This window comes from Lentzea kentuckyensis (assembly GCF_002150765.1).
Classification (GTDB): Bacteria; Actinomycetota; Actinomycetes; order Mycobacteriales; family Pseudonocardiaceae; genus Lentzea; species Lentzea kentuckyensis.
Genome location: NZ_MUYM01000101.1, coordinates 16,268 through 34,905, shown reverse-complemented (window position 1 = coordinate 34,905; position 18,638 = coordinate 16,268). Strand labels below are relative to the sequence as shown.

The 18,638-nt window shown below is 69.1% G+C and carries 17 protein-coding genes; 10 read left to right on the top strand and 7 right to left on the bottom strand.

Annotated features, from left to right (window positions below):
* The first annotated feature begins 64 nt into the window (after window positions 1-64).
* On the top strand, window positions 65-856 hold the full coding sequence (locus B0F77_RS37765) for a crotonase/enoyl-CoA hydratase family protein (protein WP_086667848.1): 792 nt from the start codon (window positions 65-67) through the stop codon (window positions 854-856).
* A gap of 48 nt (window positions 857-904) precedes the next feature.
* Window positions 905-1,675 (top strand): hypothetical protein, encoded by a 771-nt coding sequence (locus B0F77_RS37760; RefSeq protein WP_086667847.1) that lies wholly within the window; start codon window positions 905-907, stop codon window positions 1,673-1,675.
* A 266-nt stretch (window positions 1,676-1,941) separates the two neighbouring features.
* On the opposite strand, the gene kstD is transcribed toward B0F77_RS37760, so the two are convergent.
* Genes kstD through B0F77_RS37740 form a run of 4 tightly spaced genes read right to left on the bottom strand, consistent with a single transcriptional unit; the run spans window position 1,942 to window position 6,679 of the window.
* Window positions 1,942-3,648 (bottom strand): 3-oxosteroid 1-dehydrogenase, encoded by a 1,707-nt coding sequence (kstD, locus tag B0F77_RS37755; RefSeq protein ID WP_086667846.1) that lies wholly within the window; start codon window positions 3,646-3,648, stop codon window positions 1,942-1,944.
* Window positions 3,645-4,100: a pyridoxamine 5'-phosphate oxidase family protein gene (locus tag B0F77_RS37750; protein WP_211294230.1), complete on the bottom strand. Its 456-nt coding sequence runs from the start codon at window positions 4,098-4,100 to the stop codon at window positions 3,645-3,647. Before B0F77_RS37750 ends, kstD begins: the two co-directional genes overlap by 4 nt.
* Window positions 4,093-5,625, bottom strand: a complete 1,533-nt coding sequence (locus tag B0F77_RS37745; protein WP_086667845.1) for an acyl-CoA synthetase — start codon at window positions 5,623-5,625, stop codon at window positions 4,093-4,095. The genes B0F77_RS37750 and B0F77_RS37745 overlap by 8 nt, the downstream gene beginning before the upstream one ends.
* A gap of 25 nt (window positions 5,626-5,650) precedes the next feature.
* On the bottom strand, window positions 5,651-6,679 hold the full coding sequence (locus B0F77_RS37740; protein ID WP_086667844.1) for an LLM class F420-dependent oxidoreductase: 1,029 nt from the start codon (window positions 6,677-6,679) through the stop codon (window positions 5,651-5,653).
* Window positions 6,680-6,769: 90 nt separating this feature from the next.
* On the opposite strand from B0F77_RS37740, the gene B0F77_RS37735 reads away from it, so the two are divergent.
* From B0F77_RS37735 to B0F77_RS37715, 5 genes are read left to right on the top strand one after another with little or no spacing between them, the layout of a single operon-like run.
* The gene (locus B0F77_RS37735) at window positions 6,770-7,684 is read left to right on the top strand and encodes an OB-fold nucleic acid binding domain-containing protein (RefSeq protein WP_245849162.1); all 915 of its coding nucleotides are present in this window, start codon (window positions 6,770-6,772) and stop codon (window positions 7,682-7,684) included.
* 7 nt (window positions 7,685-7,691) lie between these two features.
* Entirely contained in the window at window positions 7,692-8,744 is a 1,053-nt protein-coding gene (locus B0F77_RS37730) for a thiolase domain-containing protein (protein WP_086667842.1), read from the top strand.
* Entirely contained in the window at window positions 8,745-9,887 is a 1,143-nt protein-coding gene (locus B0F77_RS37725; protein WP_086667841.1) for a thiolase domain-containing protein, read from the top strand. It abuts the gene before it with no gap.
* A complete protein-coding gene (locus B0F77_RS37720; RefSeq protein WP_086667840.1) occupies window positions 9,884-10,744 on the top strand; it encodes a TIGR03619 family F420-dependent LLM class oxidoreductase in 861 nt (286 codons plus the stop codon). The genes B0F77_RS37725 and B0F77_RS37720 overlap by 4 nt, the downstream gene beginning before the upstream one ends.
* Window positions 10,741-11,178: a nuclear transport factor 2 family protein gene (locus B0F77_RS37715; protein ID WP_086667839.1), complete on the top strand. Its 438-nt coding sequence runs from the start codon at window positions 10,741-10,743 to the stop codon at window positions 11,176-11,178. The genes B0F77_RS37720 and B0F77_RS37715 overlap by 4 nt, the downstream gene beginning before the upstream one ends.
* A gap of 42 nt (window positions 11,179-11,220) precedes the next feature.
* Here B0F77_RS37715 and B0F77_RS37710 read toward each other — a convergent pair whose 3' ends face one another.
* The gene (locus tag B0F77_RS37710) at window positions 11,221-12,447 is read right to left on the bottom strand and encodes a cytochrome P450 (RefSeq protein ID WP_086667838.1); all 1,227 of its coding nucleotides are present in this window, start codon (window positions 12,445-12,447) and stop codon (window positions 11,221-11,223) included.
* Window positions 12,448-12,575: 128 nt separating this feature from the next.
* On the opposite strand from B0F77_RS37710, the gene B0F77_RS37705 reads away from it, so the two are divergent.
* On the top strand, window positions 12,576-13,703 hold the full coding sequence (locus tag B0F77_RS37705) for a steroid 3-ketoacyl-CoA thiolase (protein WP_086667837.1): 1,128 nt from the start codon (window positions 12,576-12,578) through the stop codon (window positions 13,701-13,703).
* On the opposite strand, the gene B0F77_RS37700 is transcribed toward B0F77_RS37705, so the two are convergent.
* Together B0F77_RS37700 and B0F77_RS37695 are read right to left on the bottom strand one after the other, a co-directional pair.
* Window positions 13,687-14,637, bottom strand: coding sequence for a protein kinase family protein (locus tag B0F77_RS37700; RefSeq protein ID WP_211294229.1), 951 nt, complete (start codon window positions 14,635-14,637; stop codon window positions 13,687-13,689). The two genes, B0F77_RS37705 and B0F77_RS37700, sit on opposite strands and share 17 nt — an antisense overlap.
* A 10-nt stretch (window positions 14,638-14,647) precedes the next feature.
* Complete coding sequence (locus tag B0F77_RS37695) at window positions 14,648-17,323, bottom strand: AfsR/SARP family transcriptional regulator (RefSeq protein ID WP_158102931.1); 2,676 nt, start codon at window positions 17,321-17,323, stop codon at window positions 14,648-14,650.
* Between the two features lie 189 nt (window positions 17,324-17,512).
* Here B0F77_RS37695 and B0F77_RS48240 point away from each other — a divergent pair, with 189 nt between their 5' ends.
* Window positions 17,513-17,968, top strand: a complete 456-nt coding sequence (locus B0F77_RS48240) for a hypothetical protein (RefSeq protein ID WP_158102930.1) — start codon at window positions 17,513-17,515, stop codon at window positions 17,966-17,968.
* 5 nt (window positions 17,969-17,973) lie between these two features.
* The gene (locus B0F77_RS37690) at window positions 17,974-18,354 is read left to right on the top strand and encodes a hypothetical protein (protein WP_143467120.1); all 381 of its coding nucleotides are present in this window, start codon (window positions 17,974-17,976) and stop codon (window positions 18,352-18,354) included.
* Window positions 18,355-18,638: the final 284 nt, after the last annotated feature.

Sequence of the window (18,638 nt, the reverse complement as noted above, 5' to 3'; positions counted from 1 at the left end):
GTAGAACGTGTTACTGTTCTGGACAATCCCCCGTGCGGTCAAACTCGATCCAGGAGGCGCCTCGATGACCACCACGACAGAGCCACACGCGTTGGTGGACCTGGTCGACAACGTTCTGGTCGTCACGATGAACCGCCCGGAGGTCCGCAACGCGTTGTCGGGCCCGATGATGGCGATCATGCGCGAGGCCTGGGACCGCGTGGACAACGACCCGGACGTCCGCGTCTGCGTCCTCACCGGCGCCGGCGGCTCCTTCTGCGCGGGCGCCGACCTGAAGGCCATGACCTCCAATCACCCCAGCGAATCGGCGGGAAAGTACGACTTCTCGGTCATCGAACCGCTGCTGAAGGGTCGTCGATTGACGAAACCGTTGATCGCTGCGGTGGAAGGTCCCGCGGTCGCCGGTGGCACGGAAATCCTGCAGGCGACGGACATCCGCGTGGCCGGCGAGAGCGCCCGCTTCGGCGTCTCCGAGGCGCGCTGGGGCCTGTTCCCGCTCGGCGGCTCCGCGGTCCGGCTGCCGCGCCAGATCCCGTACACCGTGGCGGCCGACCTGCTGCTGACCGGACGGCACATCTTCGCCGCCGAGGCCAAGGAGATCGGCCTGATCGGGCACGTCGTGCCGGACGGGCAGGCGTTGACCAAGGCGCTGGAACTGGCCGCGTTGATCACGGCCAACGGGCCGCTGGCCGTGCGGGCGATCCTGCGGACCATGCGGGAGACCGAGGGCATGCACGAGAACGAGGCGTTCAAAGTGGACGCTCGACTGGGCATGGAGGTGTTCCGCAGCGAGGACGCGAAGGAGGGCCCTCGGGCGTTCGCGGAGAAGCGGAAGCCGAACTTCAACGGCCGATAGATCGTTCGTACCCGTAACACCTGACGGCGGCCCGCCGATCAGCCACGTATGTCCGAGGAAGACCAGTCGACTGGCAACGACGTCGACGGCGTGGTGAACGGCCCGTCGATCCAGGCAGGATCGATCGGCGACGTCTATGTGAACGCGCCCGGCAAACTGCCGCGCGGCAAGGTGTTCTGGTGTCTGACGGTGTCGGTTGCAGTGGTTGGGCTCTCCGCGCTGGCGGTGACACTGTTCTGGCCGCACGAGTCCGCGAAGCAGACGCCCGTGGCCGCCGCCGTCGCGACGACCGCGGAATCCGGCACGACGCCGCCAGTCGCCTCCAACTCGCCGACGACCTCGGCCGCTGCCAGGGCCGCCCGTCCAGCGCCGGTCGGCACAGCGCCGCGCCCACCCGTAGGCGCCCCGACCACCGTCCCACCCGTGCCCACGACCACGTTCGACACCGCGGCCGCCCCGCCACCGGCCACGGGCGCCGGCGTGCGGTTCAGCGGGACGTTGCCGTTCGGCAGCTACAACCTCGACTTCCAGGAGCCACGCGGCAAGGACGGGCACAACGTCTGGCCGCTCACCCCAGGTCGGCTGCACGGCGATCCCGGTCACTGGCTGGCGGAGTGGCTCAGCGACGGCGTGCCAGGACGAGCGGAGTGCGTCGCCCACCTCGCCAAGGAGGCGACGAGCGACGCGGAGAACCTGGTCACCGGCAGCCGCGTGTGCGGCAGCACGCCCGAGGGCCGGATCTTCCTGATCGAGGTCGCCACGGTGGACCCGGCCGGGATCACCGGCCAGGTCACCGTGTGGGAACTGACCAACTCCTGAGCAACTGGCCAGAAGTCCTGTCCGAAACCGCGTGGCCTCCGCCCGCGCCACATGAAGATGCACATCTGCTTGCCGCCGAGTCGACCATGACCGCGATACGACGCTCAACCTGGTCGCCGTGCGCCGGACCGGCGTGCCTGGCGTGATTGCCCTGTTGGTAGTAGGTAAGTGCCTGTTGATGTTGAGTTGGTGGTACTTGCAGACGCCATCAACGCAAGGCGGGGGTGTGCTCGATCGGGTTACGGACACAACTTCTGGCAGCCTGCTTAGATGTCGTTGGCCGCGATGTACCCGAACGTCATGGCCGGCCCGATCGTCGACCCCGCCCCGGCGTAACTCCGCCCCATCACGGCCGAGCTGACGTTGCCCGCCGCGTACAGCCCCGGAATCACCGAACCGTCCGGCCGCAGCACACGCGCACGCGCGTCCGTGACCATCCCGCCCTTCGTCCCGAGGTCGCCCGGCACGATCTTGAAGGCGTAGTACGGCGGTGCCCACAACGGCGCGAGGCACGAGTTCGGGAACACCGCCGGATCCGTGTAGTAGTGGTCGTAGGCGGACTCGCCGCGCCCGAAATCCGTGTCGCGGCCGGTGAAAGCCTGGTTGTTGAACCGGCTGACGGTGTCCTTCAGAGCGGCGCCGGGAACGCCGATGGCCGAGGCCAGGCCGTCGAGCGACCAGTTCTTCACCACCGCGCCGGACTGGTACCAGCCGTCGGGCAGCGGCAGGGCCGGGGCGATGTCGGCGAACAGGTACTTGTTGCGGTAGTTCTGGTCGACGACGAGCCACGCCGGGATGCACGGTGAAGTCGGGTTCTTGTCGTACATGACGTGCACGACGTCGCTGTAGGGCGCGGCCTCGTTGACGAACCGCCGCCCCGCGGCGTTGATCATCAGGCCGCCGGGCAGGGTGCGTTCGGCGAGGCAGAAGTACGGTGAGCCGGGCGTCGGGATGGCCGGGCCCCACCAGGCGTCGTCCATCAGGTCCAGCGCTGCGCCCGCGCGCAGGCCCGCGCGGTGGCCGTCGCCGGTGTTCTCCTTGGCGCCGACCGTCCAGGACGTGCCGATGGGCTGGCGTTGGTACTGGGCGCGCATGGACGCGTTGTGCTCGAAGCCGCCGGAACCCATGATCACGCCGCGGCGAGCGCGCACGAGGCCGCGCGACGTGACGACGCCGCGAACCGCGCCGTTCACCAGGTGCAGGTCTTCCAACCCGGTGTTCAGCCACACGGGCACCTGAGACTGCATCAGGCCCGCCCGCAGACCACCGGCCAGCGCCTGGCCCATCGTCAACGGCTTCTGGCCCGCCAGCGCGGCGGCCGTACCGCGGGCCAGCGCGGCGGCGGCCGTGGCGGCGCCCTTCGCGTTGACCAGGGCGAGGGCGAGCCACTTGTAGTCGGCGCCGTAGATGACCAGGCCCGCCGGGGTGGCGAGGTAGGGCGCGTTCAGGTGAGCGAGCTCGTCGCCGAGGATGCGGCCGTCGAGCATCTCGGGTTCGATCGAGCGACCCTTGGCGATGCCTCCGGGGTATTCCGGGTAGTAGTCGCTGTAGCCGTCCATGTGCCGGAAGCGCAGCGGGCTGTTGCGCATGACGAACGAGATCATCTGCGGCCCGTACGTCAGATAGGCCTGCTGCCGCACCAACGGGATGTCACCGACGACGGCCGCCATGTACTGCGCGGCCTTCGCGGGCGTGTCCGGGACTCCGGCGGCGAGGATCACCTCGTTGTTGGGGATCCAGATGCCGGCGCCAGATCTGGCCGCGGAGCCGCCGTAGGTCGGCGCTTTCTCCAGCACCACGCAGCTCAGGCCGCGTTTGGCCGCGGTGAGGGCGGCGGTCATGCCGGCCGCGCCCGCGCCGACCACCACGACGTCGAACTCGCCGAGGTCGGCGGAGGCAGAGGAGGGTTTGACGAGTCCGGAGGCCAGCGCGAGACCGGCTCCGGCGAGCACCTGGCGGCGGTTCAGGTTCATGGGGTCGCTCCCGACATCGTCTTCCGGTGGTCCCAGCTGGCTGTGCGCGTCGGACGGAAGATCACGGCCACGCGCCGGGACATCGCCTTGCGCAGGGCCTCACGGGCGGTGGGGTCGTCGCCCACCTCACCGAAGTTGCGTGCCACCACGGCGTCCACCACCCGGCCGAGGTCCGGGGTGAACTCGGTGACGCCCTCCATGTGCACGCCGCGCAGCTGGTCGTAGGTCTCCCCCGCCTCCGCCAGCACGCTGCAGCGCGGATCGCGTTGCAGGTTCACGATCTTCTGCGACTTGCGGTCGGTGCAGAACACGATCTCGCCGTCCAGTACCGCGAACCACATCGGCGCGAGGTGCGGCAGGCCGTTGCGGCCGATGGTGGCGACGATCAACGTCTTCTGCTCACTCAGGAAAGTGTCGACTTCCGCGTCCGTCATCTTGATCAGATCACGCACTGCTTGAACTTCCTTCTTGGCTCCTCAGCTTTCGCTTGTACAGCTTGCCGTTCGGGTCGCGCGGCAGTTCGTCCAGGTACGAGATCGTGCGCGGCAGCTTGAACTTCGCGAGCCGCGTGCGGGCGAACTCCAGCAGTTCCTCGGTCAGCGCGTCATCACCGACCACCCCGTCCGCGGGCTGGACGACGGCCTTGATCTCCTCGCCCCAGTCCGGGTGCGGCACGCCGAACACGGCCACGTCCGCCACCTTGGGATGGCACACGAGCTCGCCCTCGATCTCCGCCGGGTAGATGTTCACGCCACCGGAGATGATCATGTCGTTCTTGCGGTCGCACAGGAACAGGTAGCCGTCCTCGTCCAGATAACCGATGTCCTGCAACGTGAAGAGCCGCCCCACTCGCGCGGCACGGGTCTTCTCGGCGTCCTTGTGGTACTCGAACGTCGCGTCGCCCATCCGCATGTAGACCAGGCCGCGCTCGCCCACCGGCAGCTCGCTGCCGTCCTCGCCGAGGATCTTGATCTCGGACGTCGGCCACGGCAGGCCGACGGATCCCGGTTTGCGCAGCCATTCCTGCGCGGTGATCGCGGTGCCGCCACCCTCGGTGGCCGCGTAGTACTCGATCACCACTGGCCCCCACCAGTCGAGCATCCGGCGCTTGACCTCCAGCGGGCACGGCGCGGCGCCGTGGATCATCGCGCGCAACGACTTCAGGTCGTACTTGGCCTTCACCTCGTCGGGCAGCGCCAGCAGGCGGTGGAACTGGGTCGGCACCATGTGGCTGTGGGTGACCGCGTACCGGTCGATCAGCCGCAGCATCTCCTCCGGCGACCAGTGGTCCATCAGCACGGCGGTGTGGCCGAGCTGGATCGAGATGACGACGAAGTTGAGCACCGCGGTGTGGTAGAGCGGCGACCCGCAGAGGTGCACGTGCCCGTCGTGCGGCTTGATCCCGAAGATGCCGAAGAACCAGGGCGCGGACGGCGGAACAACGTCCGGGTCGGCACCGGTCAGCGGCCTGCGCACGCCCTTGGGCCGCCCGGTCGTACCGGACGTGTAAAGCATCGGCGAGCCGGCCGTGCGAACGTCCGGCCGTCCCTCCGCGCCCGCGCCGAGATCGTCGAGCGGCAGGAAGCCGGGAACTTCCCCGACGGAGTACTTCGCGTTGGCGGGCAGGCTGGCCGCGGCTTCCGTCGCGGCGGCAGCGAACCGTTCGTGCGACACGAAGGCCTTGGCGCCGCTGTCCTGCACGAGGTACGCGACCTCGGCGCCGGTCAGGTGCCAGTTCGCCATGACGACGTAGAGGCCGGTCTGGTACGCGGCGAAGTACACCGCGACCAGTTCGGCGCTGTTCGGCAGCATCAGCACGATGCTGTCGCCGGGTTCCAGCCCCAGGGACTGGAACCCGCGCCCGTAGCGGTCGGCCTGCGCCGAAAGCTCTCGGTAGGTGATCTCGCGACCACTCGGATCGACCAGCGCGGTCAGGTCCGGCTGATCGGCTGCGATGTTCCAGAGTCCTGTGACCACACCCTCAAAGTAGAACGCGTTTCACCTACTGACAAGCCTCAGCGACCGCCTTGATCGAGGCAACGTCACGGCAGCCGACGAGCAGCATCGTGACGCCGGCCTTCTCCCAGCGGCCGACCTCCTCGCGGACGTGCTCGGCACTGCCGACGATGCTGATCTCGGCCACCAGCTCGTCCGGAACCGCTTGCACGGCCTCCTCCTTGCGTCCGGAGAGGAACAGCCTGCCGATGTCCTGCACCGCCTCGCCGTATCCCATCCGGGTGAAGACCTCGGCGTGGAAGTTCATGCCGGGCGCGCCCATTCCGCCGATGTACAAAGCGACGAACGGCTTGAGCTGGGCCCTCACGCCGACGGGATCGTCCGTCACGACGACCTGGCAGGTGGCCGCGACCTCGAAGTTCTCCCTGCTGCGGCTGGATTTGGCGAACCCCTCCTCCAGCCACTCGTCGTACATGCCGGCGAGCCTGGGCGCGTAGTAGATCGCGAGCCAGCCGTCGGCGATCTCCGAGGTCAGCGCCACGTTCTTCGGTCCTTCGGCGCCGAGCCAGATCGGCAGGTCGGCGCGCAGCGGGTGGGTGATGGGCTTCAACGGCTTGCCGAGCCCGATCGATCCCGGTCCCTGGTAGGGCAACGGGAAGTGCGGACCGTCGTTGGTGACCGGGGCTTCGCGAGCCAGCACCTTGCGCAGGATCGAGACGTATTCCCTGGTCCTGGCAAGGGGTTTGGCGAACGGCCGGCCGTACCAGCCCTCCACGACCTGCGGCCCGGACACGCCCAGGCCGAGCACGAACCGTCCACCTGAGAGGTGATCGAGCGTCAGTGCGTGCATCGCGCACGCCGCCGGTGTACGGGCCGACATCTGCACGACGGACGTGCCGAGCCGGACCCGCCGGGTGTCGGATCCCCACCACGCCAACGGGGTGAACGCGTCCGATCCCCACGCCTCGGCCGCGAACACCGCGTCGAAGCCGAATTCCTCTGCCGCCGCCACGAGTTCGGGGGCGTTCGGGGGTGGCGCGGCACCCCAGTAGCCGAGCTGCAGACCGAGCTTCATGGACCCATCTTGCCACCATTTCGAGAACCTGTTTCACTTTGATCTGTGACTCGGCCGCCCAGTACGAAGCCACTCAGTGCTCCGCTCGACGTGGGCTTCGACTACACGCGCTCGACCGGCCCGACACTGGGCCGGTTCCTCTCGGATCTGCGCCGCCGCAAGGTGACGGGGATCCGCGGTTCCGACGGCCGGGTGCACGTGCCGCCGCTCGAGTACGACCCGGTGACCGCCGAGCGGTTGTCGGAGTTCGTGGACGTGGCGGCCACCGGCGTCGTGCGCGGCTGGTCGTGGATTCCCGCGCCGCTCGAAGGGCAGCCGCTCGACCGGCCGTTCGCGTGGGCGTTGATCCAGCTCGACGGCGCCGACACCGCGCTGCTGCACGCCGTCGACGCCGGTTCGCCGGACCAGATGTCGACGGGCGCGCGCGTGCGGGTGCGATGGCGCGACGACCGCGTCGGGGCGATCACCGACATCGAGTGCTTCGAACTCTCCGACGGCCCCCCGGCGGACCCCGCGGAGGCCGACGACGTCACGATGGTCACCACCCCGGTGAACCTCCACTACACGCACTCGGCGTCACCGACCGAGGACCCGTTCCTGCGCGGCCTGATGGACGGCCGGCTGATCGCCCAACGCTGCCCGGCGTGCTTGAAGGTCTACTTCCCGCCGCGGCCGGCCTGCCCCACCGACGGCGTGCCGACCACGGATCAGATCGAGCTGTCCGACCGCGGCACGATCACGACGTTCTGCGTGGTCAACGTGCCGTTCCTGGGCCAGCGGATCCCACCGCCGTACGTCTCGGCCTACGTGCTGCTGGACGGCGCGGACATCCCGTTCCTGCACCTGCTGCTCGGCGTCGCACCCGAGGACGTGCGGATGGGCATGCGCGTGGAGGCGGTGTGGAAGCCGCGTGAGCAGTGGGGTCCGACGATGCAGAACATCGACCACTTCAAGCCTTCCGGCGAGCCGGACGCGCCGTTCGACTCCTACTCCCAGCACCTGTGAGGCTCGCATGCGTGACGTCGCGGTAGTGGGGTTCGCGCAGACGCCCTGCGTGCGCGAGACCGACGGCACCACCAACGGTGTCGAGATGCTGGTGCCGATCTTCCACGAGGTGCTCGGCTCGCTGGGGCTGACGAAGTCCGACATCGGGTTCTGGTGCTCCGGCTCGTCGGACTACCTGGCCGGGCGCGCCTTCTCGTTCGTCTCCGCGGTCGACGCGATCGGCGCGTTCCCGCCGATCGCCGAGTCACACGTCGAGATGGACGCGGCCTGGGCGCTCTATGAAGCCTGGGTGAAGCTGCTGTGCGGCGAGGTCGACACGGCGCTGGTCTACGGCTTCGGCAAGTCGTCCGCCGGTGACCTGCGCAGGGTCATGGCGATGCAGCTCGATCCCTACGTCGTGACGCCGCTGTGGCCGGACTCCATCGGCCTCGCCGGAATTCAGGCGCGGATGGGCATCGAGGCCGGGCTGTGGGACGAGCGGGCGATGGCGTCCGTGGCGGCCCGAAGTCGTTCGGCGGCTCTCTCGAACCCGCTGGCGCAGCTGTCCGGCAACGTCGACGTCGACGAACTGCTGGCGTCTGACTACGTCGCGGATCCGTTGCGGCGGCACGACTGCGCGCCGATCACCGACGGCGCCGCGACGATCGTGCTGGCGGCCGGTGACCGTGCGCGCGAGCTGTGCGAACGGCCGGCGTGGATCACCGGGTTCGAGCACCGGGTCGACTCACCGTCGTTCGGCGCGCGCGACCTGCTGACGTCTCCCTCGACCGTGGCCGCGGGCAAGGCGGCCGGTACCGACGGCGTCGAGATCGCGGAGCTGCACGCACCGTTCAGCCATCAGGAGATCCTGCTGCGCCAGGCACTCGGGCTCGGCGACATCACCGTCAACCCGTCCGGCGGCGTGCTGGCCGGCAACCCGATGTTCGCGGCCGGGCTGGCGCGGATCGGCGAGGCGGCACGGCGCGTGCACGACGGCAGCGCCGCGAAGGTGCTCGGGCACGCGACCAGCGGGCCGTTGCTCCAACAGAACCTCGTCTGCGTCATGGAAGGACGGGAGTAGATGCGACCGGCAGCTGTGGTCGGCACCGGCCAGACGCACCACGCCGCGAAGCGCCTCGACGTGTCGATGGCGGGCCTGTGCCGCGAGGCGATCGACCGCGCGATGGCCGACGCCGGCGTGGACTGGCCGGACATCGACGCCGTGGTGCTCGGCAAGGCACCGGACCTGTTCGAGGGCGTGATGATGCCCGAACTGTTCCTCGCCGACGCTCTCGGCGCGGTCGGCAAACCGTTGCTGCGCGTGCACACCGCCGGTTCGGTCGGCGGCAGCACGGGCAACGTCGCGGCGTCGCTCGTCCAGTCCGGCGTGCACAACCGTGTGCTCGCGGTGGCGTTCGAGAAGCAGTCCGAGTCCAACGCGATGTGGGCGCTGTCCGTGCCGACGCCGTTCACGATGCCCGTGCACGCCGGTGCGGGTGGCTACTTCGCACCACACGTGCGTGCGTACATCCGTCGTGCGGGCGCTCCCGAGCACGTGGGCGCGATGGTGGCGGCCAAGGATCGTCGGAACGGCTCGCTGAATCCTTATGCCCACCTGAAACAGCCGGACATCACCGTTGAATCGGTTCGAGCGTCCACGATGCTGTGGGACCCGATCCGGTACGACGAAACGTGTCCCTCCTCGGACGGCGCCTGCGCGGTGGTGATCTCCGCCGAGCCGACCAGCGGCCCGCTCGCGTGGATCCGCGCGACCGCGATGCGCACCGAGCCCACCACGTTCGCCGGACGCGACCAGGTCAACCCGCAGGCCGGCCGGGACGCCGCCCGTGCGTTGTGGAAGCAGGCCGGCATCACCGACCCGCTGTCCGAAGTGGACGCCGCCGAGATCTACGTGCCGTTCTCGTGGTTCGAGCCGATGTGGCTGGAGAACCTCGGCTTCACCGACGTCGGTCAGGGCTGGAAGCTCACCGAGGCGGGCGAGACCGAGATCGGCGGCAGGCTGCCGGTCAACCCCAGCGGCGGGGTGCTCTCGTCGAACCCGATCGGCGCGTCCGGCCTGCTGCGGTTCGCCGAGGCCGCCATGCAGGTCATGGGCACCGCCGGTGACCACCAGGTCGACGGCGCACGAGTCGCGCTGGGCCACGCGTACGGCGGTGGCTCGCAGTTCTTCGCCATGTGGGTCGTCGGATCGGAGAAGCCGTGAAGTTCACCGTCGGTATCGCCATGAGCCCGCTCGACCAGCTGACCGAGTTGGCCCAGTGTGCCGAGGAGTGCGGCTACTCGTCGATCGCGCTGCCGGACTCGCTCTTCTTCTCGGAGAAGGTCTCCGCGGACTACCCCTACACCCCCGACGGCTCCCGCATGTGGAACGCCGACACCCCGTGGGTGGACCCGTTCGTCGCCGCGGCCGCGATGGGCGCCGTGACGTCCCGCATCCACTTCTACACCCAGGTCCTGAAACTGGGCTCCCGCAACCCGTTGCTGCTGGCGCGCCAGGTCGGCTCGGTCGCGCACCTGACCGGCAACCGCTTCGGGCTGGGCGTCGGGCTCGGCTGGTCGCCGGAGGAGTTCGAGTGGTGCGGCGCCCCGTTCAAGAACCGGGGCCCGCGGGTCGACGAGATGATCGATGTGCTGAAGCTGGTGCTGGGCGGCGGAATGGTCGAGTACCACGGCGACTACTTCGACTTCGACCGGCTGCAGATGTCGCCGGCGCCCACCTCACCGGTGCCGTTCTACGTGGGCGGCCACTCCCCCGCCGCGCTGAAGCGCGCCGCCAGGGTCGGTGACGGGTGGACGTCCGCGATGATCAAGTTCGAGGACCTGAAGTCGGTGATCGCGCAGCTCACGGACCTGGGCGCGTTCGAGCGGCCGTTCGAGATCCAGGCCGTGTGCATCGACCGGTTCGGGCTGGACGGCTACCGGCAGCTCGACGAGATCGGCGTGACGGACGTGATCGTGGTGCCCTGGCTGTTCTACGGCGTGGGGTTCGACGGCGGCTTGCAGGCCAAGAAGGACGGACTTCGGCGCTTCGCCGACGAAGTGATCGGAGAGTTCGCATGACCGCGGTGACCTGGAAGGCCTCGAAGACCGAGACGCCCGCGCGGGTGGCTTCCTGGCGTTCGATGGACGCCGTGACGCGTGGGGCCAAGGACGAGTGGCTGGCGTTGTTCGCCGAGGACGCCGTGGTCGAGGACCCGGTGGGGCCGTCGATGTTCGACGCCGAGGGCAAGGGCCACCACGGCAAGGAGGCGATCGCGGCGTTCTGGGACCTGGCGATCGCCAACGTCGAACGCTTCGAGTTCGCGATGCACGATTCGTTCGCGGCGGGTTCCGAATGCGCGAACGTCGGCGTGATCAGCGCTTTCCTGCCCGGCGGCGCTCGCGTCGACACCGAAGGTGTCTTCGTCTACAACGTCGGCGAGGACGGCCTGATCCGGTCCATGCGTGCCTTCTGGGAAACCGAACGAGCACTCGCCACTCTGAAAACGCCCTGATGGCTCGCTGGCCCCTCCCAGACGGGAGGGGCCAGATCGCTTTCAGGCGTACTGGACGCGGAACTCCTTGATGCCGTTGAGCCAGCCCGAACGCAGCCGCCGCGGTTCCTCCACCTGCCTGATGTTGGGCATGGCGTCGGCGATCGCGTTGAAGATCAGGTCGATCTCCAGCCGGGCGAGGTTCGCGCCGATGCAGAAGTGCGCGCCGCTGCCGCCGAACCCGAGGTGCGGGTTGGGGTCGCGGAGGATGTCGAACTTCTCCGGTTCGGCGAACACCTCCTCGTCGAAGTTCGCGGACGAGTAGAACATCCCGACCCGCTGGCCCTGCTTGATCTCCACGCCGCTCAGCACGGTGTCCGACATCGCGGTGCGCTGGAACGACATCACCGGCGTGGCGAACCGGACGATCTCGTCGCCGGCCGTCGCGGGGCGCTGCGACTTGAACAGCTCCCACTGCTCGGGGTGGTCGAAGAACGCCTTCATGCCGTGCGTGATGGCGTTGCGCGTGGTCTCGTTGCCGGCGACGGCGAGCAACAGCACGAAGAAGCCGAACTCCTCCGACGCGAGGAACGCCCCGTCCGCGTCGGCCTGGACGAGCTTGGTGACGATGTCCTGGCGCGGGCACTTGCGGCGGTCCTCGGCCATCGTCCACGAGTAGCCGAGCAGTTCGGTGGCCGCGGCGAGCGGTTCGATCTCGAACTCGGGGTCGTCGTAGGCGATCATCTGGTTCGACCAGTCGAAGATCTTGCGGCGGTCCTCCTGCGGGATGCCGATCAGCTCCGCGATCGCCTGCAGCGGCAGCTCGCACGCCACGTCGGTGACGAAGTCGCCGCTTCCCTTCGCGAGCGCCTCCGCCACGATCCGCTCGGCACGCTCGGTGAGGGCCTCGCGCAGGGCGTTGACCGCCCTCGGGGTGAAGCCGCGGGAGACGATGCCGCGCTGCTTCGTGTGCGTCGGGGGGTCCATGTTCAGCAAGAGCAGCCGCTGCATCTCGATGTTGTCGCGCGGCATGTCGTCCTTGAACCGGATGATCGCGGTGTTCTCCCGGCTGGAGAAGACCTCGCTGTTGCGCGAGACCTCCTTCACGTCGTGATGCCTGGTCACCACCCAGTAGCCCTCGTCGGGAAAACCGCCCTGGCCGTGCGGTTTGGAGTTCCACCAGATCGGCGCGGTCTTGCGGAGTTCGGCGAGCTCCTCGACGGGCAGACGGCTCGCGTACATGTCGGGGTCGGTGAAGTCGAAGCCTTCCGGAATGCGCGGCTTGCCCACAGGAACCTCCTAGGTGGAACGCGTTCTATCTGATTCAAACACGGTTGCGCCTTGTGTTGAAGCCCTCATGCGGCCAATCTGGAGGCTCACAGGAACGTGTTCTAGTTTTCTGGTCTGAGGAGGCTCGCGTGGGCAGTCCGGTGATCGTGGGAGCGGTGCGCACGCCCATCGGCAGGCGCAACGGCTGGCTGTCCGGCCTGCACGCCGCCGAACTCCTCGGTGCGGCACAACGGGGACTGCTCGACCGGACCGGCGTCGATCCGTCCACCGTCGAACAGGTCATCGGCGGCACCGTGACGCAGGCCGGGGAGCAGTCGAACAACATCACCCGGACGTCCTGGCTGCACGCGGGCCTGCCGCAGACCACCGGCTGCACCACCGTCGACGCCCAGTGCGGCTCGGCCCAGCAGTCCACGCACCTCATCGCCGGCCTGATCGCGGCGGGCGCGATCGACTGCGGCATCGCCTGCGGGGTCGAGGCGATGAGCCGCGTTCCGCTGCGGTCGAACATCGGCGAGACCGGCATGCCGCGCCCCGACTCGTGGACCATCGACCTGCCCAACCAGTTCGTCGCCGCGGAACGGGTGGCGGCACGGCGTGGGATCGGCCGCGAGGAGGTCGACCGGTTCGGCGTGCAGTCGCAGAACCGGGCGCGGGCGGCGTGGGCGGCCGGGCGGTTCACCGCCGAGGTCGTGCCGGTCAAAGTCGGCGAGGACCTGGTCGACACCGATCAGGGCCTGCGGGAGACGTCGCTGGAGGCGTTGGCCGCCTTGAAGCCTGTCGTGCCCGACGGCGTGCACACCGCCGGCACGTCCTCGCAGATCTCCGACGGCGCGTCCGCCGTGATGGTCGTGGACGAGGAGTTCGCGCGAGCGCACGGACTCAAGCCACGCGCACGGATCGTGACGCAGTGCCTGGTCGGGTCGGACCCGTACTACCACCTGGACGGGCCGGTGGACGCGACCGCGCGGTTGCTTTCGCGGTCCGGCATGAAGATGGCGGACATCGACCTGTTCGAGGTCAACGAGGCGTTCGCGTCGGTCGTGCTGTCGTGGGCGGCGGTGCATCGGCCGAACCTCGACCGGGTCAACGTCAACGGCGGGGCGATCGCGATCGGTCACCCGGTGGGCAGCACCGGGACGCGGCTGATCACCACGGCGCTGCACGAGCTGGAGCGGCGGGACGCGACCACGGCGTTGATCACGATGTGCGCCGGCGGCGCGTTGGCCACCGGCACGATCATCGAACGGATCTGAGGTCCTCTGCCGGGTACGGGGTCCGCCTGCTCTCGTGCTGGAACCTGCGGTAGAAATCCTTCATGACCGCGGCGACGTCGTTGTGGCGGTGGAGGATCTCGGCGACCCGCGGCGGAACCCCCTGCGAGCGCAGGGCGTACGAGAACCACATGACCAGGTGCGTGACGGTGTAGTGGCGGTCGTAGTCCTGGTTCTCGGTGAAGAACGCGATCTCCTCCTCGGACAGGTCGAACTGGGAGGAGATCGCGAGGCCGTAGTCGGCGAAGTAGAGGCGCTCGCCGTCGGTCAGCACGTTCTGGAAGTGGCCGTCGAAGTGCAGCAGGCCCTGGGAGTTCATGAACTCCACCCCGTCGCGCAGCTCCCGTTCGACCAGCTCGCAGGCGGATTCGAGGTCGTCCTGGCCGTTCAGCCAGTCGTGCAGGTTGTGCGGGAAGTACTCCAGGAACAACGCGATGCTCGCGGTGGAGTTTCGCAGCGCCTCGAGCCGGGGGCTGATCACCGGTCCCCAGTAGTCGACGGCCTGGTCCAGTTCCTCCGACAGCGTCTGGCCTGGGTGCGGCAGAACGCGCCAGTGGTACGTCAGCGGGAAGCCGTCGTGCTCGCCCTTCAGCACCCAGTCCGTCGTCATGGTGTGCGCGGCCAGTTCGCGCCACGCCCCGAAGCCCGCTGAGCCGATCAACCCGACGCCGTAGTGCAGGTGCACCGGCAGGTCGTAGAGGTTCGCGGTCGACCTGACGTTCTCCGGCCGCAACTCCAGGTCTGTCAGCGGCAACCGCTTCACGAACACCCGAGTGCCCGCGACGTCCAGCAACGCCGTGGGCCCGCCGATTCCTGATCCGTTCGGCACGGCCCGTTCCAGCAGGTCGCTCAACTCGTGATCGCTGAGCCGCGCCAACGCGGCCGAGACAGAGGCGTGGGTGGTCAGGCGGGTCACCTGATCGAAGTTACCCACCGGAGGTCATGGACGTGGAGTTCAGTCGCCCGGCCAGTCGCTCGACGTCGGCGTGCCGGTGCTGGCCCGCGTACAGGGCACGCGCCCGCCGCCACGCCGCACGAGCCTCCCGGTGCTGCCCGGCCGCGGACCTGCTCAGCCCGAGCCGGTCCAGCGTGTCGGCACAGTCGTACGGCGCACCCGCGGCGTCGTACAACGCCACGGCCTCCTCGAAGTGCCGCACGGCGAGCGCGTACTCGCCCGCGCGGTGCTCGATGTAGCCGAGGCTGTCCAGGATCCGCGCCTGCGCGTCCTGGTCGGTGTGTGCGCGGGCGAGCTGCAGCGCGGCGGTGCAGTGGCGGCGGGCCTGCTCCAGGTGGTCCAGCCGGGCCGCGTACCACCCGGCCTGGTTGAGCGCGTGCGCCTGGCGCATCGGGACGTCGAGATCGCCCAGGATGCGCAACGCGTCGGTGGCGTGTAGCAACGCCATCCTGTCGTCGCCGCGCTGCTCCCACACCCACGCCAACGCCTGGTGCGCGTCGGCCTGCCCGGACATGTTCGGTTCGCGCAACGCCTTGTGCAATTCGTCCGTGGCTTCGGTCAGGTTGCCGGCCCTGGCCAGTGCCGCACCGAGCCGCCAGAAGCAGACGGCCCGCGCGCTCGGCATGGCCTCCTGTGAAGCAGCGGCACTGGCCCGTTGCCACACGGCCAGCTGGTCGTGGATGTACCCGCGCCGCCGTTGGAAGCTGTCCAACGCCCACGCCAGCTGCCACACCGCGGGACCGGCCGCGATGCTTTGGGCGGCCATCAGGCACGGATACTCGGCTTCCAGCCACGCCAGCGCTTCCGACTCGTCCGCGAAGGCGTCGTGCACCGGACCGCCGATGCCGCTGGGTGTGCCGTACGGGTAGAGAGTCCGTTCGGCGCCGAGCCCGCGGCGCACGTAGTGATCGATCACCCGGTGCAACGCCGCACGATCAGCCTCCTGCGCGCACTCCGCGGCGTAACCACGGACGAGGTCGTGCATCCGGTACCGACCGGGGCTGTGCCGCCGCACCAGATGCCCGGATTCCAGCTGCCGCAACACTTCGCCGGCTCGTGCGATGGGCAGCCCGAGCAACGCGGCGGCCGCATCGGTGCCGATGTCCGGGCCGGGCGCGAGGCCCAGCAAGCGGAACGCCTCCGCCTCGGCGGGCGGCAGCGCCCGGTAGGACGTCTCGAACACGGCGCGCAGCCCGGTGCCCGGTTCGTCCAGCGCGGCCACGCTGTCGGCCTCCCGCAGCTCGTCCACCAGCGAGCTGAGCGGGAAACCGGGCTGGCCTGCCGCGCGAGCGCCGACGAGACCGACCGCGAGCGGCAGGCCGGCGCACCACCGCAGCAACTCGTCGACCGCCGCGGTTTCGTCGTGGAGCCGTTGCCAGGACAGGTAACCGGTCAGCAGGTCACGCATCTCGCCCTCGGTCAGCACGTCCAGTGGCACCGTCGGGACGCCGTGGGAAGCCGCCATCCCGGTCAGCCGGTGCCTGCTGGTGATCACGACCGTGCAGCGGTCCGTGCCCGGCAGCAGCCCGGTGAGCTGGGTGGCGTCGCGGGCGTTGTCCAGCACGATCAGCAGGCGTTTGGCCGCGACCACACTGCGGTACAACGCTGTTCGCGCGTCCGGGTCGGCGGGCACGGACGAGCTCGGCACCCCGAGCGCTTCGAGGAACCCCCGCACCACGGCCGTCGGCGCCACCGGTGGTGCCGACGGATCGAAGCCGTGCAGGTCCTGGTAGAGCTGGCCGTCCGGGTAGCGGTCGGCGACCCGATGTGCCCAGTGCAGTGCGAGCGTCGTCTTCCCGATGCCGGACGGTCCCACGACGGCCAGCACCGGGGAGTCGTCCAGGCACTTCTCCATCCTGGCGAGCTCGTCGGCCCGGCCGACGAACAGACGTGGCGCGGCGGGCAGTTGCCGTGGAGTCGGCACCGAGCGCTCGATCGGCGGGTCACCGGTGAGCACCTGCTGGTGCGCCTCCTGCAGCAACGCGCCCGGATCGGTGCCCAGTTCCTCGGCAAGCCGTAGCCGCATCAGCTGGTAGTGCCGCAGTGCGTCCGCCTGCCTGCCGTCGCCGTGCAGCGCGAGCACGAGCTGGCTCGCCAGCCGTTCGTCGAGCGGGTGGTCCTCCGCCAACGTCGTCAGCTCAGCGACCAGCGCGCCGTGTCCGCCCAGCCGCAGCGCGATGTCGTTGCGCCGCAACAACGCCGACCACCGCTGCCGCTCGAGCGAGCGGCGCACCGACTCGGCCCATTCGCCGTCCACCCCGTCCAGTGCCGGCCCGCGCCACAACGCGAGCGCTTCCTCCACCACCGCCAGGTCGTCCGACCGCGCGAGAGCCCGGAAGCGGTGCAGATCCACCGACTCTTCCGGCACCGGCAGGACGTAACCCGCTCGGGTGCGGTGAATGCGCACGCCCGGGAGGTCAGCGAACACCTGACGGAGCCGGTAGAGGTAGGCGTACAACGTGTCGCGCGCGTGCTTGGGCGGCCGATCACCCCACACCCGCTCGCACAACAGATCCAGCGGCACCGGACGGCCGCGGTCCACCAGCAACGCGGCCAGCACACAACGCTGACGGGCGGGTCCGACGTCGACGGGCGCTCCCGCCACCCGCGCCTGAACCTCACCGAGAATTCCGAAGATCACTGACACCCCGTTCCCCCTTGTCAGTCTGGATAACGACTCGGGGCGTCGCGGGCAAGACCGTGTCCCCGGATCGGCCGCACCAGATCCGGCCCAGATTCCTGCCAGATCGCCACGACACGCTGGTGTCGCTCGAACAAGGCAGCTCGATCGACAGGGGGAATTGCGTTGCGAACAGCGAGAACACGGATTGCCGCAGTGGCACTGGCGCTGGGATTCGCGGTCGCGGGGGCACTGGCAGCCGCCGCACCCGCCGCTGCGGCCGCCGCGCCGTGCGTCACGGCGAGTGAGGTCGGCGCGCTCGGCACGCGTGAAGCCAACGTCTCCAACGGCGCCGGCGGCCGGTTCTCCGGCACGGTGAACTGGACCGGCACGGTGGAGGCCGAGCTGTGGTCGGGCCGCATCAGCGACGCGGCCTCCACGAAGTCGTACAGCGTCGGCGAGATCCGCTGGCACCAGGGCTACGACAACTGCCAGGGCGGCGTCCGGTGGGAGCCCGAGTACCGGTACTCGAAGCTCGGCACCGCGCAGAACGGCAAGTCGGTCTACCCGGTGTCGTGGTCCCGCGGCGCCCACGTGAAGGACGTGCATCTGCAGGTGTGCACGTACCGCCAGGTCGCGCCGGTCGGCTGGACCTGCTCGAGCTGGGGGTGAGCAGGATGGTGACGAGGATTCTGGCGGGAATCGGCGGCGCGGTGGCGTTGCTGCTGTCGGGAACAGCGGTCGCGTCAGCGGACGTGAGTGCGGCAGCGTGCGACTGGGGTGCCACCCGGCCGTACAAGTACCAGGACGAACTGCGGGGCACGGCGTACTCGACCGGCTGTAAAGGCGGTTCGTTCAAAGGGGTGCTGCAGCACAAGCACCCGGTGTGGGGCTGGAGCGGGCTCGACGACGTGGGCTGGACGGGCAACAAGACCGTGCTGCTGACGAAGATGTGCGACAACAAGTCGAACTACCAGTACCGCACCATGATCAGCGCGCGGAACAACGGCGGCGGCTGGTCCTACCGGTACAGCCCCATCGTGACACTGGTCTGCTGAGCCCGTGTGAATGAACCGGCGCCAGAGGGTGATCCACCCCGGCGCCGGTTCGCGGTTTGATGGGCCTCTAAGCGCCTGGCCAGAACTGCTGTCCGGAACATCCGTGCCAGCTGGTGCCGAGTGGCGTCTGCAAGGACTGTGGATGAACGGCGCATTTGTCCACCTGAGGTGAACGAATGCGCCGTTCATCGCCAGCCTGCGACCCCGTCACCGTGCTCTCAGTCCAGGACAGGCTTGTTGGTAGTAGCAAAGTGCCTGTTGATGTTGAGTTGGTGGTACTTGCA

Coding starts and splice junctions, on each gene's coding strand:
- B0F77_RS37765 (WP_086667848.1), top strand. CDS start 65: ATGACCACCACGACAGAGCCACACGCGTTGGTGGACCTGGTCGACAAC.
- B0F77_RS37760 (WP_086667847.1), top strand. CDS start 905: ATGTCCGAGGAAGACCAGTCGACTGGCAACGACGTCGACGGCGTGGTG.
- kstD (WP_086667846.1), bottom strand. CDS start 3,648: ATGAACCTGAACCGCCGCCAGGTGCTCGCCGGAGCCGGTCTCGCGCTG.
- B0F77_RS37740 (WP_086667844.1), bottom strand. CDS start 6,679: ATGAAGCTCGGTCTGCAGCTCGGCTACTGGGGTGCCGCGCCACCCCCG.
- B0F77_RS37730 (WP_086667842.1), top strand. CDS start 7,692: ATGCGTGACGTCGCGGTAGTGGGGTTCGCGCAGACGCCCTGCGTGCGC.
- B0F77_RS37725 (WP_086667841.1), top strand. CDS start 8,745: ATGCGACCGGCAGCTGTGGTCGGCACCGGCCAGACGCACCACGCCGCG.
- B0F77_RS37715 (WP_086667839.1), top strand. CDS start 10,741: ATGACCGCGGTGACCTGGAAGGCCTCGAAGACCGAGACGCCCGCGCGG.
- B0F77_RS37690 (WP_143467120.1), top strand. CDS start 17,974: ATGGTGACGAGGATTCTGGCGGGAATCGGCGGCGCGGTGGCGTTGCTG.